This is a genomic window from Mesorhizobium sp. AA23 (assembly GCF_001672435.1).
Lineage (GTDB): Bacteria > Pseudomonadota > Alphaproteobacteria > Rhizobiales > Rhizobiaceae > Mesorhizobium.
In genome coordinates, this window is sequence record NZ_LYTP01000014.1 from 47,865 (window position 1) to 63,837 (window position 15,973).

Consider the following 15,973-nt stretch of genomic DNA (forward strand, 5'->3'; position numbering starts at 1 on the left):
GTCGGGCGAGTAGTCGGTACAGACGCGCTACTCGGCCAGCTGGGGCGGTTCTTTGCCGATGCCGATCGCCGCGAGAGCCAGGTTCGGACCGCCCTGCTTGAAATGGACGAGATGAGTGGCGACAGACTCGATCAACTTCTGTCGCTCCGGATGAGCTTTGGCAAAGCCGGCGAGGTCGAACACGGCCTCCGTCATCTCCGCCGTCGGCAGAATCCGGGCGAAGATGTCGCTGAGGGCGGTATCGAGTGGATCGGTGAAATGGCCCTCCGGCAAGCTGCCACCGCGCGCGGCGCATGCGGCGATCCAGGCGGCGACCACCAGCGTCAGGTGTACGAACTCGGTCCCGGCTTCGAGGCATTCGATGGCTGACGCGACGATGCGCTGCGGCAGTTTCTGGCTGCCGTCATTGGCGATCTGCGCCGTGCGATGGGCAAGCGCGGTGTTGGAGAAGCGCTGGGCGAGCTCGGCGGTGTAGGCGGCGGTATCAAGGCCTGCATCCTGGGGCAGCGTCGGCACGGCTTCGGCCCACAATGCGTCGACAAACCGTCGGATCGACGGGTCGGCGAAGGCGCGGTCGACGGTCGCGTGGCCGCTGAGCAGCCCTAGATAGGCGATGCCGGAATGCGCGCCGTTGAGCAGTCTCAGCTTCATGTCCTCGAAGGGACCGACATGCTCGACCATGGTGACGCCGAATTTCTCCCAGGCCGGCCGCCCGGTGGGGAAACGATCCTCAATCACCCATTGGCAGAACGGCTCGGTCATCACCGGCCAGGCATCCTCGAGACCAAGCTCGCCGGCGATGCGGGCGCGGTCGGAGTCGGTGGTCGCCGGCACGATGCGGTCGACCATGGAAGACGGGAAGGCCACTTCGTTGGCGACATGGCGGGCGAGTTCGGTATCGTCCTGTCGAGCGAGCCCGGCATCGCCCTGTCGAGCAAGTCGTAAGTCGCGCAGCTTGGCAAACTCGAGCAACAGCTTGTGCAGCGTGGCGCCGTTGGCCGGAAGGTTGTCGCAGCACAGCACCGTGAAGGGCGGCGTGCCGGCGGCGCGGCGGCGCGCAAGCGCCTCGGCCAGAAAACCATGCGCCGTCCTGGGCGATCCGGGGTTTCCCAGATCGTGGACGATATCGGGATGAGTTTCGTCGAGGCTGCCGTCGGCGGCCCTCAGATAGGCCTTTTCGGTGATGGTCAGCGTGACGATGCGGGTGCGCGGATCGGTGAGCGCGGTAAGCACGGCGTCCGGATCTTCGGGCGCCACCAGCAACGACACGATCGAGCCGATGATCTGCAACTGCTCGCCGGCGCTTTCCCTCACCGCCAGCGTGTAGAGACCGTCCTGCGGCGACAGCGCATCGCGTGTATCGGGACTGCGCAGCGAGACGCCAATGATGCCCCAACCTGTATCGCCATCCGCCAGGACGGCGTCGACATAGGCCGCCTGATGAGCGCGATGGAAGGCGCCGACGCCGAGATGGACGATGCCGGGCGTCACGGCGCCGCGATCGTAGCGGGGTACGGCGATTGCGCCCGGCAGCTGCGCGATCGAGGCGTTCGACAGACGGCTGTTCATTGGTTTGAAGTCTCCGATTGGCGCGTCGAGCCTGGCAGGAATGGCGGCAGCGGCGTAGCACCCGCCGCTGCCCGGTACAATGGCCGGGCCTTATGCAAAAGTCATCATACAACTGGCTGGTTTTTGTATGTTGACAATGTTGTTTGCTAATCCACCAATGGGGCAGCCTGGGAGGAGCGAAGTGGCTGCATTGACTGATCCGGACCTGTTGTTCGCGCCGGAAACGCGAACGCTGGCTCGCGCCCTTCATGCAGGGGTCAAGGACCTGCCGATCGTCAGCCCGCATGGCCACACGGACCCGCGCTGGTATGCGCTCAACGAGCCCTTTCCCGACCCCGCGCAGCTCCTGATCGTCCCGGACCACTACATTTTCCGCATGCTGTTCAGCCAGGGCGTGCCGCTGGAAAAGCTCGGCGTGCCGACGCTCGACGGAGCGCCGGTCGAGACCGACGGCAGAACGATCTGGCGGCGCTTTGCCGAGCATTACTATCTCTTCCGCGGCACGCCGACCCGGCTCTGGCTCGACCATGTGTTCGAGCACCTGTTCGGCATCGACGAACCGCTCAACGCCAGCACCGCTGATCGGTGCTACGACACGATCGCCGCGCTTCTTCAGCGCGCCGACTATCGGCCGCGGGCGCTGTTCGAGCGCTTCAACATCGAGGTGATCGCCACCACCGAAGGGGCGCTCGACGATCTCAAATGGCATCGGATGATCCGTGACAGCGGTTGGCAGGGCCGCGTCGTTACCGCCTACCGGCCGGACGCCGTGGTCGATCCCGATTTCGAAGGGTTTCTAGCCAATCTCGATCGCCTGGGCGAAATCACCGGATGCGACACCGGCACATGGGCCGGCTATCTCGAGGCGCACCGAAAACGCCGCGCCTATTTCAACGAATTCGGCGCCACCTCGTCCGATCACGGCCATCCGACCGCCGACACCGCCAATCTTTCCGACACGGCGGCGCAGGAACTGTTCGACAGCATCCGCCGCGGCTCGGAAGACGAGCGCGAGCGAAAACTGTTCCGCGCCCAGATGCTGACCGAGATGGCCAAGATGAGCCGCGACGACGGGCTGGTAATGCAGATCCATCCCGGGTCGTGGCGCAATCATTCGCCGGCTGTTTTCCAGAAATTCGGCCGCGACAAGGGCTTCGATATCCCGACCCGGACCGACTATGTGACGGCGCTGAAGCCGCTGCTCGACTGCGTCGGGCTGGAGCGTGACCTGACGATCATCCTGTTCACGCTCGACGAGACGAGCTATGCGCGCGAGCTGGCGCCGCTCGCCGGCGTCTATCCGGCGCTGAAGCTTGGGCCGGCCTGGTGGTTCCACGACAGCCCGGAAGGCATGCGCCGCTTCCGCGAAATGACCACCGAGACGGCGGGCTTCTACAATACGGTCGGCTTCAACGACGACACGCGCGCCTTTCCATCGATCCCGGCGCGCCACGACGTCGCGCGGCGTGTCGACTGCGCCTTCCTGGCGCGGCTCGTCGCCGAACATCGGCTGCGCGAGGAGGAAGCGCATGAGCTGGCGCGCGAGCTTGCCTACACGCTTGCCAAGAAGGCGTACCGGCTCTGAGCCGGGCGCCAGGATTTGAAGGGCATGAAGTTCGGCAAGATCACGGTCTGGGAAGCGATACGCTCGAACTGGCCGTTCTAAGGCGCGGGTATCGTGGTTCTGGCGCTGGTGACGTATATTCCCGCGATCTCGCTGTGGTTGCCAAGTGTCTTCAAGTAGGCGTCCTCAAATAGGGCGTTCAGATAGAGGAGTGCGACGGTGGCCGGGCCCATGACGGATCTCAGGGTCGAACGGAAGCCGAAGCTGTCGGAAACGGTGGTCGCGGCGATCCGCAAGCAGCTGTTGGCGGGCGAGATCCCGCCCGGGCACAAGCTGCCGACCGAAGGGCAGCTCACGGAAACCTTTGGCGTCAGCCGCACCGTCATTCGCGAGGCGCTGGCAAAGCTTGCCGCCGACGGTCTCGTCGAGGCGCGGCAGGGCGCCGGCGTCTTCGTAACCGAACACATCTCCACCACGCTCGGCGTTTTAGCCGCCGATATGGGCGCCAAGGATTCGATCGCGCTCAACGTGCTCGAGGTGCGGCTGGCGATCGAGATCGAATCGGCCGGCCTTGCCGCCATCCGCCGCAACGCGGCGCAAGAGGCGGCGATCCAGGAGGCTTTCTTCGAGTTCGAGCGGCTTCTGCTCGCCAGCCAGCCGACCGGTCCGGCGGATCTCGCCTTCCATAGGGCAATCGCCAGCGCCACCAATAACCCGTTCTATGTCGAGATGCTCGACGTGCTCGGCCGCCGCGCCATCCCCTGCGACGTCACCTCGCCCTGGTCGGCCGAGCTCGTCCAGTCCGACGAGTACCAGCGCGGCCTGCAGCGCGAGCATCTGGTGATCCTCAACGCGATTTCGGCGGGCGACGCCAACGCCGCGCGCGAGGCGATGCGGGCACATCTCACCTCCAGCCAGCAGCGCTACCGCGAGCGCCTGCAGGCGCGGCAGGCCTATTACGCAAAGTCCGTGGCGGCTGCGTCGACCGGATAATCATTCGAGCAAGGTAGAGATGGACCAGACACACACCGGCGCTTTCATCTGGGCCATGGCCGGCGACAATGTCGACCATATCGACGTCGACCAGGTGGCGATGGACCAGCTCAAGTGAGCGATCTTTTCGCCTTCAGCCTTGCAGGAAAACGCATCCTCGTCACCGGCGCCAACACCGGCATCGGCCAAGGCATTGCCGTGTCGGCCGCGCGCGCCGGCGGCGCCGTCATCGGCATCGGCCGCTCGGCGATGGATGAAACTGCGGAGAAGGTCGCGGCCATTGGTGGCCAATTCGAAACCGTGGCTGCCGATCTCGGCGATCCTGCCGCGGCTGCCGCAATGCTCGACCTGATATGGGATGAGAAGGGACCGCTTGACGGCTTGGTCAACAATGCCGGCATCATACGACGCGCCGACGCGGTCGACCTGACCGAGGCCGACTGGGACGAGGTGATGGACATCAATTTGAAGACGGTCTTCCGGCTTTGCCAGAGTTTTGCCAGACGCGTGCTGGCCGAGCCTGGGCGGCGCGGCAAGATTGTCAACATCGGCTCGGTGCTGAGCTTCCAGGGCGGCATCCGCGTCGCCTCCTACACCGCTTCGAAACATGGCGTGCTTGGCCTCACGAGGCTGCTCGCCTGCGAATGGGCGGCGAAAGGCATAAACGTCAACGGCATCGCGCCGGGCTATATCGAAACCAACAACACCGAAGCCTTGCGCGCCGACCCCGACCGCAGCGCCGCCATCCTCGGGCGCATTCCCGCGGGGCGCTGGGGCCGGCCGGACGACATCGGCGATGCTGCCGTTTTCCTGCTCGCGCCCGCGTCGGACTACATGCATGGCGCGGTGATGCCGGTGGACGGCGGCTGGCTGGCGCGGTGACCATTCTGCCAATTTCGAACGGAAGCTAAGCGATGACGCCTCTCTTTTCACATGCCGGCGAAAAAGCCTGGGAGCCGACGCCCGACGGCAACAGACGGCGCGTGCTGGTGCACACGGCCGAACTGATGATGGTCGAATTCGCCTTCAAAAAGGGCGGCCTCGGCGCGCTGCATTCGCATCCGCACGTCCAGGCAAGCTATGTCGCCGAAGGCCGCTTCGAAGTCACCATCGACGACAAGTCAGAGATCCTGGCAGCGGGAAGCAGCTTCATCGTGCCGTCCAACCTGGTGCACGGCGTCAGGGCGCTGGAAGCGGGGCGGCTGGTCGACAGTTTTGCGCCTTATCGGGCCGACTTCCTATAGCGATATTCCTGTTGCCAAAGAAAAACCCGCGCCGTGAGGCGCGGGTTTGTTGCCTGGGCGCAGGTGGCGCCGCCGCGGTACTCAAACATTGCCGCAGGACGACAACGGTGCCGCAACATGGTGAAGATAGGTTTAACGAAGAGGACTGGCACTCTGCCGGCATATCGGCCAAAGAGACGGCGCGCCGCAGCTTTGGCAACGGATGAACTAAGCCGGCGGGAGCGGAAGTCGGAAATGGACGTCGCACGAAAATCAGAAGCCTTTTTGCGCAAGGCCATCAGGCGGCCGATCAGAGAGGTTCGGCGCTTGGCGCTGGATGTGAAGCGGCTGTGGCGGCTTTGGTTTGCTGGACGCTCGGCGCCTTACAAGAAGATATTCATTGCCGGTTGCGCGCGCAGCGGCACGACGCTGACCCAGCGCCTGATGGGGTGTTTCGAGGACACCTTCGTCCATCGAGCCGAAGCGAAATACACCCAGCTGGATATGTTGGACCGCTCCGAATCCAACCTTGTCGTCAAGCGCACGGATCGGGGTCATATGCATCTGGCGAAATTGCCCGCCGCCATTGGCCTGATCTATTGCGTTCGCCATCCTTTCGACGTGCTCACCAGCTCGCATCCGGAAAGCAGGGCGGAGCGCCGGTTCCATGTCACCTCCGAACGCTGGCTGGCCGAGTACGAGGCCTTGCTGCGGCTGAGAAAGGCGCAGCCGGAGCGCGCGATCGTCTATGTCCGTTACGAGGACATGATCGCTCGGCCGGACGAGGTCCAGGAGAGGATCGCGCGAGCATTCGACCTCAGGCCGCGTATCCGCTTCAGCGAGGATGCCGGCAACCCGATACGGGCAACATCGCTCAAGAAGTGGGAACGGAACGAGGAATACCTTGCCTATCTCAAAGCCCTGCCCGCCGCCTTCCTCGCCCGGCTGAGAGGGTTCTGTGACGAGTTCGGCTATGACATGCCGGAGTGGGCAAACGCATGACGTCGATGCTCGGCCTTTCAGCCGAACGGCGAGGACCGTTGATTACGCCCGATATGCTGCCGGGCGATGAGGGAGCCAGCATAAACGGCCCATCGCTGGTGAGGATGCCGGCGTGGGCGACCGGCCGGCTCGCAACGTATCACCTCTATTTCGCGCATCACAACGGCACCTACATCCGCCTAGCCTATTCAGATACGCTGCAGGGTCCTTGGAGCGTTCACCCGGGCGGCGTGCTTTCGCTTGGCGAATGTCCTTTTCTGAGGGATCACATCGCCTCTCCCGACGTGCATGTCGACGAGCAGACCCGACGCATCGTCATGTATTTTCACGGCCCCGAGCGACATGGCCGCGAGCAGACGACCTTTGCGGCGACATCGGTCGACGGCCTTTGCTTCAACCCCAGTCCCCAGGCGCTAGGGCCGTTCTATGCGCGGATCTTTCGGCATGACGGCTGGTGGTATGGGCTTTTCGGCACCGGCAGTATCAGGCTTCGCCGATCTATCGATGGTCTTTCCGGTTTCGAGGAAGGGCCGGTCGTGCTGCCGGGCTCGAGCCGGGTTCGGCCGCGGCATGTGGCGGTGCAGAAGAACGGGGATTCGCTGATTGTCTATTATACGCGCAAGGGCGACGCGCCGGAGCGCGTGATTTACGGCAGCATCGACCTTTCCAAGGACTGGCGGCGCTGGGTCGTGCGCGGCAGGACCGAATTGCTGAGACCCGGCACCGACTACGAGGGCGCCGGCCTGCCGGTTCGCCGCAGCAAGGCGGGCGTGGCAAGAAGCAAGGAGAACGGGCTGCGCGATCCGGCCATTTTCGAGGAGGATGGCCGGACCTGGCTGCTCTATGCCATTGCGGGCGAGAGCGGCATCGCGCTGGCCGAAATCCGACCGGGGGAACCCCGGGCTGCCGGGCTGCGAAAATTGATTGCGGATCTATGGAGCCGGCTTGGAGTCTAACGCGCCCTGCCTTTGCTAACCTCGGCTCAGTGGACACTGCCGACCGCCTTGCCCTGCCATCTCGGTATCGCCGGGTTGCGGCGCAGGGAGGAGCCGACACCTCCGGCAGAGACGGCGGCGCCGGCAGGCAAAAACGGCGGACAGAACGGGTTGCGATGGCGTTCGGGCGATCCGCGCCTTAAGAACGTGACCTCAGCCGAAACCGGGAATCACTCTCAAATGCAAAACGCGATGGCGGGGCGGGCATCGGTGGCGGGCATTGCGGCGGAGGGGCGCGATCCGAAGCGGCGCGTGCTGAAGGACGTGTTCGGCTTCGACGATTTTCGACCCGGTCAGGCCGAGGTGATAGAGGCGCTGCTGTGCGGCCGCCACGTGCTGGCGGTCATGCCGACCGGCGCCGGCAAGTCGCTCTGCTACCAGGTTCCGGCGCTGGTCCTTGGCGGGCTCACCATCGTCGTCTCGCCGCTGGTGGCGCTGATGCAGGACCAGGTCGCGGCGCTGCGGCTCGCCGGCGTCGCCGCCGATACGATCAACTCCTCGCTCGATCGCGATGCCAATGTCGCGGCGTGGCGCCGCGTCGCCTCGGGCCAGACGCGTCTGCTCTATCTGGCGCCGGAGCGGCTGATGACCGAGCGGATGCTCGACGCGTTGGCCAGGCTCGACATCCGGCTGATCGCCGTCGACGAGGCGCATTGCATCTCGCAATGGGGGCCAGCCTTTCGGCGCGAATATGAGGACCTTGCGCGGCTGCGGGACCTCTTTCCGAAAGTGCCGATGATCGCGCTGACCGCGACCGCGGACGAAACGACGCGCACCGACATTTCGGCGCGGCTGTTTGCCGAGCGTGTCGACACGCTGGTGCTGGGCTTCGACCGGCCGAACATCAAGCTTGCCATCGAGCCGAAGCAGGACAGCAAGCGCCAGCTGCTGCGTTTCGTCGAACGCCATGCGGGACAGAGCGGCATCGTTTATTGCCTGTCGCGCAGGAAGACAGAGGAGATGGCGGCCTTCCTCGAAAAGAACGGCGTCACCGCGCTCGCTTACCATGCCGGCATGAGCAAGGAGGCGCGGGACGCGAACCAAAACGCTTTCATGACGCTGTCCGGCGTGGTCATCGTGGCGACCATCGCCTTCGGCATGGGCATCGACAAGCCGGACGTCGCCTATGTCTTCCACACCGACCTGCCGGCGAGCCTCGAGGCCTATTACCAGGAGATCGGCCGTGCCGGCCGCGACGGGCGGCCGGCCGAGGCGCATATGCTCTACGGCCTCGGCGACATCCGCACGCGGCGCCTGTTCATCGACGACGAGGATGCCTCGCCGGAGCACAGGCGGCGCTCGCATGGCCGGCTGGACACGCTGATCGGCTATTGTGAGACGGCGCAATGCCGGCGCCAGGTCCTGCTTGGCTATTTCGGCGAAGGCGCCTCGCCTTGCGGCAATTGTGACAACTGCCTCAGCCAGGCGCCGCGCGCGGACGGAAGCATCGAGGCGCGCATCATCCTTTCGGCCGTCGCGCAAACCGGCGAGCGGTTCGGGGCCTCGCACATCGTCGACATCCTGCTCGGCCACGAGACCGAGAAAGTGCTGGCCCGAGGTCATCAAAGGCTTGCCAGCTTCGGCACCGGCGCGGCGCACAAGCGACCCGCGTGGCTGTCGCTGATCCGCCAGCTTGTGGCGGGCGGGTACCTGGTGCCGGACCCGGACGGCTATGGCGGCCTTGCCATTTCCGAGAGCGGCCGCGCGCTCGGGCGCGGCGAGATCGCCTTCGAGTATCGCGTCGAGACGCGGCACCGTTCCCTGCGCGACAAGGCGCGTTCGGCCCAGGCAGCGGCGGACGCCGAAGACCTGGACGCCGCGCTGCTCGCCACGCTCAAGGCGCTGAGGCTGCGCCTGGCGAAGGAACGCCAAGTCCCGGCCTATGTCGTTTTCTCCGATCGCACGCTGATCGCCATGGCCGAGCGCTGCCCGCGCGACCTCGCTGCCTTCGCCGAGGTGAACGGTGTCGGCGAAGCCAAGCTCAAGGAATTCGGCGAGGTCTTCTTGAGCGCGATTGCGGAGCATCAATCCGGCGGATCAGGTTGAGGCAAAATCGGCCGGCGCATCACGCTCGTCCGGCCCAACCTACAAACCGGATCACGCATTCAAACGATGATTGCCCGCAGCCGACGCGCAACGCCCGCTCTCAAGTTGCGCCCTGGATGGCCCCGACCATGGTGTTTACAGCGTCCAAGGGCTGCAAGCCGGCCTCGCGCACCAGCGTGCACGCTGGCGCTCATGCTCGGCCGGTCATTTTCGGGCGATGGTGCCGCGGCCCTGCGGGCGCTCGTTGCGCATCGCCGAAGGTGAGCCGTTGAAATGTGAACGGCGCCGATCGGTGGTTCCGCGCCGTTCCTGTGGAAACATTCCTGTTGCAATCTTCGAGGCAAACAGCTCGAATAAAGTCTTTCCGGGGGAACAAGAATTGTGAACAAGGGTGTGGTACGGCTTATTCCAAAGCCGAGGGCCTCAATATTCATCTGTGGTTGCGGTCATACCGGGTCGACCTTGCTCGCCCGGATATTGGCAGCGCATCCGGATGTCTTCAGTGTTCCGCGGGAGACAAGCGCTTTCGTCTCGGACAAAGGCGCCAGATGGACCAAGCTAAGCTTGCTTTTGCTTGAGGCGGCGATTTCGCGCCGGAGCGTCTGGGTCGAGAAAACCCCCGGGCATATTCATTACACCCGTCAGATACGCGAGACGATCCCGGACGCCCGTTTCATTGTGGTGACGCGCGATGGCCGTGATGTCGTGGCATCGCTCGGGCAGCGCTACGAGGGCGATTTCGACAGAGCTTTCCAAAGGTGGGTCGCCGACAGCAGGGCCTCGATGCTCTGCATCGAGAGGGGCGGGGCCATGTTGTGGCGCTACGAGGACTTTATCGAGTCGCCTGCGCTCTCCATCGAACGGCTATGCCGCTTCATGGATGTGGCCTTCGATGCTGCCATCCTGGACTATCACCGGCATCCGGTCGTCTGGGGAAGGGCAAGAAGAGTTCGCACGGCGCATTCGGCTCGCCGTTCGGCGCAGGTCAACCAACCGATCACCGACTACAGGGGCGGCTGGCGATCGAAGCTGCCTGCGGAATTCGCCTCGCGTTTCGAGGCAGGTGAGGCCCAGGAGCTGATGACCTATTTCGGATATCGCTGAGGGCGACTGTCGCGCTCCTTCGCCAAGGCTTCGGAGGCTATCTCGCTCGCTCTTAAGGGATTTGAGGCTTGTCCTGCGAAAGCGCGCAGCTCGAAGCAGGATGGCGGAGAGGGAGTCCGTCAAACTATGCCTCCAGTGCGTTCCATACAGTCCTAGAAATCAATGTAAAAACAAATAGTTCTGGCGTTTGTCGTTCTGTACAAGCTGGAGGAGTTCGGTATAATCCGGGCTCAAAGGTGCAGCTAACGGTGCAGGCGACATGGCGCGCAATCTCAACAAACTCTCCGACCGGAAGGTTAAGACAGAACGCAAGCCGGGCCGTCATTCGGATGGCGGTGGGCTGTATCTGGAGATCAAGCCGTCAGGAACACGGGCATGGCTTTTTATGTGGAAGGCCGGCGGCAAGCGAACCGCGATGGGCCTGGGGGGCTATCCAGCGGTTTCCTTGGCCGCTGCGCGCGACAAGGCGACCGATTATCGCCGAATTGTCGCAACTGGCGGCAACCCCCTCGTAGAAAGCAAAACGGAAGCAGTGCCGACCTTCGGAGAGGTCGCTGATATGTTGCTGGCCTCTATGGAGAAGGCATGGAGGAACGCCAAGCACCGCGACCAGTGGTACTATACTCTGTCGCGGCGGCACGACGAAGATGGCAAGCTCACGAGGGAGGGCTATTGCCTTGGCCTGATCGGCAAGCCGGTCGACCAGGTCACAACGAAAGACGTGCTTTCGGTGCTAAGTCCGATCTGGACCGAGAAGGCGGAAACGGCATCGCGGCTGCGTGGCCGTATCGAAAATGTGCTAGCATTCGCCAAGGCCCGAGGGTGGTTCCATGGTGAGAACCCGGCGCTGTGGCGCGGACATTTGTCCACAATGTTGCCCAAACGGCAGAAGCTGCAGCGCGGACGGCATGCGGCGATGCCCTATCCTGACGTACCTACCTTCATGGTATCCCTGCGGAACCGTCCAGCCATCAGCGCGCGAGCGCTGGAATTTACGATCCTGACTGCCGCCCGCTCCGGTGAGGTGTACGGCGCACGCTGGCCGGAAATCGATCTCGACAAGGCCGTATGGACTGTGTCCGCTGCTCGCATGAAGGCTGGTCGCGAGCATCGGGTGCCTTTGTCGACGCGCGCGGTTGAAATCCTGCGTGAACTTCACGCCGTCAGGCTGTCCGATGATGGCTTTGTGTTTCCGGGCCAGAAAATCGCAGAGCCGTTGTCATCGAACGCGATGGATGCGCTGTTGCAAGAACGCATGAAGCTTCCGCAATTCACGGTTCACGGTTTCCGTTCGGCATTCAAAGACTGGGCGGCCGACGAAACGCATCACCAGCGCGAGATCATCGAAGCCGCGCTCGCGCACGTTGTCGGCGATGGTGCCGAGCGCGCCTATCGACGTACCGATGCGTTGGAGAAACGGCGGCGGCTTATGGAGGATTGGGTGAGTTACCTTGACGGTAATGCCAGCAATGTTGTCGCATTTAACCCTCGATCCGCGACTGCGTAGGACTATTCTCCTGTGGACAACTAGGTCTGATCTAAGTTCATTTCAGTTCAACCGAGTTCAATACAGTTCAAATCGGGGCCCTCACCATCTACGGGGTTGTCGACATCCGGGAAAGCTTGGCTAATGTCTTGGACGGTTCCACTCAAAGCGTTGGAGTTCCGTCATGCTGCAAGCCGACAAGCTTAGCTACACCATCCCCGAGTTCGTCAAGGCGACGGGCATCGCGAGAACGCAGGTTTTCGCACACATAAAGCAAGGCCGCCTCAAGGCGTGCAAGTCTGGCCGCCGCGTGCTGATCCGCGCTGACGATGCCCAGGCGTTTCTCGACAGCCTGCCAGTCCGCAAAGTCGCGTAGGCTGAGAGCGCAGCCTGCGTCAACGACATGGTCGAGGAACCGCAAAATCGTTCGTCCAACGCCGGCTTGCTTTGCCAACATGCTGGAGTGCTCCTCGTGCGTGGCCAACTGTCTGCTCGGGCCAATGCGGTGGCCATGCGATGAGTGTGCTCCTTGTGCAGAAAGTCTATGAGCTGCCAAAAATGCCGGCCGTGGCAAAAAATGTCCTCGTCAATCTGGCGTGGCACATGAATGATCAGACTGGACGCTGCTTCCCTTCGGTCGAGCTTATCGCGGCCGAGACCGGCTATGCCCGGTCAACAGTATTCGAAAAACTGCAATGGCTTGAAGATCACGGTTTCGTCCGTGTTGTACGACCGAAGAAAGTCGGACGCGGTCTGGCAAATGAATACGACCTGACGTTGGAGAAAGGGTCCGCCACACGGACCCTTTCTGAACGTGAGATATCCACCAGCGGGACCAAAAAGGTCCGCCGGGCAGACGACAAAGGGTCCGCTCCCCGGACCCCAACAAAAGAGATAAAAAATGAACCTAAAGAGCCGGCTCAAAAATCAATAGAAGCGGTGCGCCCAAGAGGCGAGCGGTCGGCGGCACTCTCGATGATGGACGGCCGCGCCGCCGACCGCTCGCCTCTTGGCAGGCCGCAAACCGAGATGCCGGTGTCCGCCGCGATTGCGGCTGCGGGGGCCGAGATTGCTAAGCTGGGTTCGGATCAAATTCCGGCCCGCCTTCAGCAGCCTATCATCTCCGCCGATCAGCGTCGTCGCAACCAAGCAGCTAAACGTTTGGAAGCCGGGCTCATGCAAGGCGGCACGGAGTTCTATGCGGCGGCTGCCGAGTACCTCGACCAGAGCCTTCACGATGCAGCGGTTGCCGCAGAGGACGCTAACCCGGGCTCTGGCGTCGCTTTGGTGCGTTTGGAAGTGCAAAGGCGACGGAAGGATCAATAGGCGTAACAGCTATTTCGCAATGCCTAGCGCCAGCCCGGCCATCTGGTATGATCATACCACAATGTCGCAAACCAAATTGAATATCAGGCAGGAGCGTTTCTGTCGGGGTCTTCTCGAAGGGCTGCCCCAATCTCGCGCCTACGTTGAGGCCGGCTACGCTGCGCGTGGCAATGCGGCTGAGGTGGAGGCCTCCAAGATGGTCAGGTTGCCTAAGGTGGCAGCGCGCATTGCCGAACTCCGAAATGCAGCTGCAAAGCGTTTGGAGATCACGGTCGACGATCTGGTTGCCGAACTCGAAGACATGCGAAAGCTCGCAATGGCATGCAAAAACCCAGCCGCAGGCGTAGCGGCCGTGATGGGTAAGGCCAAGCTCCTCGGTCTGATCGTTGACAAAGCCGAAGTTGCAACGACGCTGCGCAAGCCCCTCCGAGAGCCGGGCGAGATCAACCAGATGAGTTTGGACGAGTGGCAGGCCAGGTTCGCGCCAGGAGGGCTGCAATAGGCCTGCAATAGGCCTGCTCTCGCTCCGGAGCGCACCACCGCGTGACCAATGTTCCAAATCCCACCTTGATTTCTGGGCCGAAAATTATCAAATGCTGAAGCAAATGATATCGAAGCGTGGCTCAAAGTCATGAACAGCAAGGCTTTAAGGAAGGTAGTGGCCTATCTTCGTACCTCGTCAGCGGCCAATGTCGGTTCTGACAAGGATAGCGAGATGCGGCAACGCGAGGCAGTCGAGCTATACGCCCGATCTGCTGGCCTGGAAATTGTCGAAACATACCATGATGCGGCCGTCAGCGGCGCAGACGCGGTCACCGCCCGACCTGGCTTCTCGGCGATGTTGGAGCGCCTGCTCTCGAACGGTGTGCGTGCCATCTTAGTTGAGACAGCTTCACGATTCGCACGAGACCTCATCGTTCAGGAGACGGGATACGAGATGCTCAAGGCGCGCGGCATCGATTTGATTGCCGTCGACAGCCCTGAGAGCTTCGTGGCCGACACGCCGACGGCAAACTTGATCAGGCAAGTGCTGGGCGCAGTTGCCGAATTTGAGAAGGCGATGCTCGTGGAGAAGCTGCGAGGGGCCCGCGAGCGCAAGCGGATGGCGACCGGGAGGAAGGTTGGCGGCCGCAAAAACTATGCAGAAATTGACGGCGGACCGAAAATGATCGCGCTCGCAAAAAAGCTGCATCGTTACTCGGTCAATGGCAAGCGGCGGACCCTGGCTGAAATCGCGGAAGCCCTGGAATACGAAGGTTTCGTGTCGAGTGCGGGAACGCGGTACACGCCGACGGCTGTCTTAAGGATGCTTGCCTCCAAAAGCGACAGGCTTACGGCTGGACGTCAAGTTCGTCCCGAAACATTGTCAATGCCTGCCCATGCGCCCGACGTGCCCGCAATGCGAACCCCGCTCGGCTCGCGATGGTAGCGAGGGAAAACTGTGGCGGAGATTACATTTTCAGCGAGACGGAAATTGCCTGGAGGCGTTCAGCAAGGATGCGATAACCGTGGCCGACGTCCTCGGCCTGGCAGTCACGCGGCACCAGAGGATGATGCTGATATGGTCGGAATAACCATCCACGCACAAGCCGAGAGCTTCGCAGCTATGGACGCGGACGGCTACACGTCGCACCTGATCGCGAAGCTCGAGGCGCTCGACGAGGCAAGATTTCCTTACCTGACGGGACGCAAGATTCGCTAATTAATATCTGAACTTTCGACAATCAATGGATGAAACTTAAATGGATTGCATGTTTAGCGGAGAAGAAACTTCCAATTCTGAGCATATAATCCCCCGATGGATGCAGAGGCGCTTCAATCTCGCGAACCAGACATACGTCATACCTAACGGAACAACTATCCGCTACAGGTTTGCAAAAATTCCAGTAGCCTCTGAGCACAACTCAGAATTTGGTAAAATAGAGCAGAGGATTGCTGATGGCAATGCGTCATTGCAAGATTTTTATCTATGGGCTTTCAAAATTCACGTCGGTTTTATCTATCGAAATTCTTCGCTCAAGGTTGACGTAACGGCGCCAAGCTCTCCAACTTTCTGGACAGTCAAAGACTTTGGCCAAGAAGTTTGGCTATTCCGACAACTCTATTCGGTATGGTCAAAGGGAGGCGTGATATCGCCTGAGCCCTTTGGAACAGTGCTTCGAATGAAGGCTTTGACGCCAACCCCAGGTTTTGACTTCATTCACAACATGCAATCAGGAACGTTATTTTTCCAATTCGGTTCAGAAGCTGTGTTCGTGGTGCTCTACGATCTTGGGATCGGGGCCCACTCAAACATCGCTGAACAGTTCGAATATCACCGGGGCTTCATTGCATCACAGCCTACGGACGAGCAGCAAGAAAAAGGCTTTTTAGCTCAGCGCGTCTGGGCATGCGAGTCAGCATATTTTCTGTTTCGGGCCCTCCGTGGTTTCAGCTTTGTTAAATCAGATGGGAGTTTTCACGGTGTTCCCTCCCTTGGAAGACCCAGTGCGAGGCCGAGCGATCCAATCGAACTTGCCCATTTCAGCAGGTCGTTTGGACTGCAGTTGGAGAAGTTTGGAGAGGGTGGAGTCGGCCATCTGTACAAGCTGTTGGTTCCGGGGAATAACAAAGACTTGCCCTAATGGTGGTCGCCCCGGGGGTTGGAACCAACAGCTTGTACAGA

16 protein-coding genes are annotated in these 15,973 nt (G+C 61.9%); 15 read left to right on the plus strand and 1 reads right to left on the minus strand.

Going from position 1 to position 15,973, the window contains the following annotated elements:
• Positions 1 to 27: 27 nt before the first annotated feature.
• Positions 28 to 1,569 carry a mannitol dehydrogenase family protein gene (locus A9K66_RS15505; RefSeq protein WP_067324967.1) on the minus strand — a complete coding sequence of 514 codons (1,542 nt, stop codon included), beginning with the start codon at positions 1,567 to 1,569 and terminating at the stop codon, positions 28 to 30.
• Between the two features lie 181 nt (positions 1,570 to 1,750).
• Between A9K66_RS15505 and uxaC the strand changes: the two genes are divergently transcribed.
• The 15 genes from uxaC to A9K66_RS30300 all read left to right on the plus strand — a co-directional run bounded on the left by uxaC (position 1,751) and on the right by A9K66_RS30300 (position 15,932).
• Positions 1,751 to 3,154, plus strand: a complete 1,404-nt coding sequence (gene uxaC / locus A9K66_RS15510; protein ID WP_067324969.1) for a glucuronate isomerase — start codon at positions 1,751 to 1,753, stop codon at positions 3,152 to 3,154.
• A gap of 210 nt (positions 3,155 to 3,364) precedes the next feature.
• Entirely contained in the window at positions 3,365 to 4,126 is a 762-nt protein-coding gene (locus A9K66_RS15515; RefSeq protein WP_082953895.1) for a FadR/GntR family transcriptional regulator, read from the plus strand.
• A gap of 114 nt (positions 4,127 to 4,240) precedes the next feature.
• Complete coding sequence (gene kduD, locus A9K66_RS15520; protein ID WP_067324973.1) at positions 4,241 to 5,008, plus strand: 2-dehydro-3-deoxy-D-gluconate 5-dehydrogenase KduD; 768 nt, start codon at positions 4,241 to 4,243, stop codon at positions 5,006 to 5,008.
• Between the two features lie 32 nt (positions 5,009 to 5,040).
• Positions 5,041 to 5,370 carry a cupin domain-containing protein gene (locus tag A9K66_RS15525; protein WP_067324975.1) on the plus strand — a complete coding sequence of 110 codons (330 nt, stop codon included), beginning with the start codon at positions 5,041 to 5,043 and terminating at the stop codon, positions 5,368 to 5,370.
• Between the two features lie 234 nt (positions 5,371 to 5,604).
• Positions 5,605 to 6,351 (plus strand): sulfotransferase, encoded by a 747-nt coding sequence (locus A9K66_RS15530; protein WP_067324977.1) that lies wholly within the window; start codon positions 5,605 to 5,607, stop codon positions 6,349 to 6,351.
• Positions 6,348 to 7,307 (plus strand): hypothetical protein, encoded by a 960-nt coding sequence (locus tag A9K66_RS15535; RefSeq protein WP_067324979.1) that lies wholly within the window; start codon positions 6,348 to 6,350, stop codon positions 7,305 to 7,307. The genes A9K66_RS15530 and A9K66_RS15535 overlap by 4 nt, the downstream gene beginning before the upstream one ends.
• A 219-nt stretch (positions 7,308 to 7,526) precedes the next feature.
• Positions 7,527 to 9,392: a DNA helicase RecQ gene (recQ, locus tag A9K66_RS15540; RefSeq protein WP_067324981.1), complete on the plus strand. Its 1,866-nt coding sequence runs from the start codon at positions 7,527 to 7,529 to the stop codon at positions 9,390 to 9,392.
• A gap of 570 nt (positions 9,393 to 9,962) precedes the next feature.
• Complete coding sequence (locus A9K66_RS15545; RefSeq protein WP_197507478.1) at positions 9,963 to 10,496, plus strand: sulfotransferase; 534 nt, start codon at positions 9,963 to 9,965, stop codon at positions 10,494 to 10,496.
• Positions 10,497 to 10,755: 259 nt separating this feature from the next.
• Entirely contained in the window at positions 10,756 to 12,003 is a 1,248-nt protein-coding gene (locus A9K66_RS15550) for a site-specific integrase (protein ID WP_067324985.1), read from the plus strand.
• A gap of 163 nt (positions 12,004 to 12,166) precedes the next feature.
• Complete coding sequence (locus A9K66_RS15555) at positions 12,167 to 12,358, plus strand: helix-turn-helix domain-containing protein (protein WP_067324987.1); 192 nt, start codon at positions 12,167 to 12,169, stop codon at positions 12,356 to 12,358.
• Positions 12,359 to 12,498: 140 nt separating this feature from the next.
• A complete protein-coding gene (locus tag A9K66_RS15560) occupies positions 12,499 to 13,308 on the plus strand; it encodes a helix-turn-helix domain-containing protein (RefSeq protein WP_067324989.1) in 810 nt (269 codons plus the stop codon).
• A 61-nt stretch (positions 13,309 to 13,369) separates the two neighbouring features.
• Complete coding sequence (locus A9K66_RS15565; RefSeq protein ID WP_156751074.1) at positions 13,370 to 13,810, plus strand: terminase small subunit; 441 nt, start codon at positions 13,370 to 13,372, stop codon at positions 13,808 to 13,810.
• Positions 13,811 to 13,939: 129 nt separating this feature from the next.
• On the plus strand, positions 13,940 to 14,737 hold the full coding sequence (locus A9K66_RS15570) for a recombinase family protein (protein WP_082953900.1): 798 nt from the start codon (positions 13,940 to 13,942) through the stop codon (positions 14,735 to 14,737).
• A 132-nt stretch (positions 14,738 to 14,869) separates the two neighbouring features.
• Entirely contained in the window at positions 14,870 to 15,010 is a 141-nt protein-coding gene (locus A9K66_RS30295) for a hypothetical protein (protein WP_156751075.1), read from the plus strand.
• A 40-nt stretch (positions 15,011 to 15,050) separates the two neighbouring features.
• Entirely contained in the window at positions 15,051 to 15,932 is an 882-nt protein-coding gene (locus A9K66_RS30300) for a hypothetical protein (RefSeq protein ID WP_156751076.1), read from the plus strand.
• Positions 15,933 to 15,973: the final 41 nt, after the last annotated feature.

Excerpts from the sequence above, each read along its gene's own strand:
- A9K66_RS15505 (WP_067324967.1), bottom strand. The coding sequence starts at position 1,569 with ATGAACAGCCGTCTGTCGAACGCCTCGATCGCGCAGCTGCCGGGCGCA.
- A9K66_RS15550 (WP_067324985.1), top strand. The coding sequence starts at position 10,756 with ATGGCGCGCAATCTCAACAAACTCTCCGACCGGAAGGTTAAGACAGAA.
- A9K66_RS15515 (WP_082953895.1), top strand. The coding sequence starts at position 3,365 with ATGACGGATCTCAGGGTCGAACGGAAGCCGAAGCTGTCGGAAACGGTG.
- A9K66_RS15530 (WP_067324977.1), top strand. The coding sequence starts at position 5,605 with ATGGACGTCGCACGAAAATCAGAAGCCTTTTTGCGCAAGGCCATCAGG.
- A9K66_RS30300 (WP_156751076.1), top strand. The coding sequence starts at position 15,051 with ATGGATTGCATGTTTAGCGGAGAAGAAACTTCCAATTCTGAGCATATA.
- A9K66_RS15565 (WP_156751074.1), top strand. The coding sequence starts at position 13,370 with ATGTCGCAAACCAAATTGAATATCAGGCAGGAGCGTTTCTGTCGGGGT.
- A9K66_RS15555 (WP_067324987.1), top strand. The coding sequence starts at position 12,167 with ATGCTGCAAGCCGACAAGCTTAGCTACACCATCCCCGAGTTCGTCAAG.
- A9K66_RS15535 (WP_067324979.1), top strand. The coding sequence starts at position 6,348 with ATGACGTCGATGCTCGGCCTTTCAGCCGAACGGCGAGGACCGTTGATT.
- recQ (WP_067324981.1), top strand. The coding sequence starts at position 7,527 with ATGCAAAACGCGATGGCGGGGCGGGCATCGGTGGCGGGCATTGCGGCG.
- A9K66_RS15560 (WP_067324989.1), top strand. The coding sequence starts at position 12,499 with ATGAGTGTGCTCCTTGTGCAGAAAGTCTATGAGCTGCCAAAAATGCCG.
- A9K66_RS15525 (WP_067324975.1), top strand. The coding sequence starts at position 5,041 with ATGACGCCTCTCTTTTCACATGCCGGCGAAAAAGCCTGGGAGCCGACG.
- A9K66_RS30295 (WP_156751075.1), top strand. The coding sequence starts at position 14,870 with ATGGTCGGAATAACCATCCACGCACAAGCCGAGAGCTTCGCAGCTATG.
- A9K66_RS15570 (WP_082953900.1), top strand. The coding sequence starts at position 13,940 with ATGAACAGCAAGGCTTTAAGGAAGGTAGTGGCCTATCTTCGTACCTCG.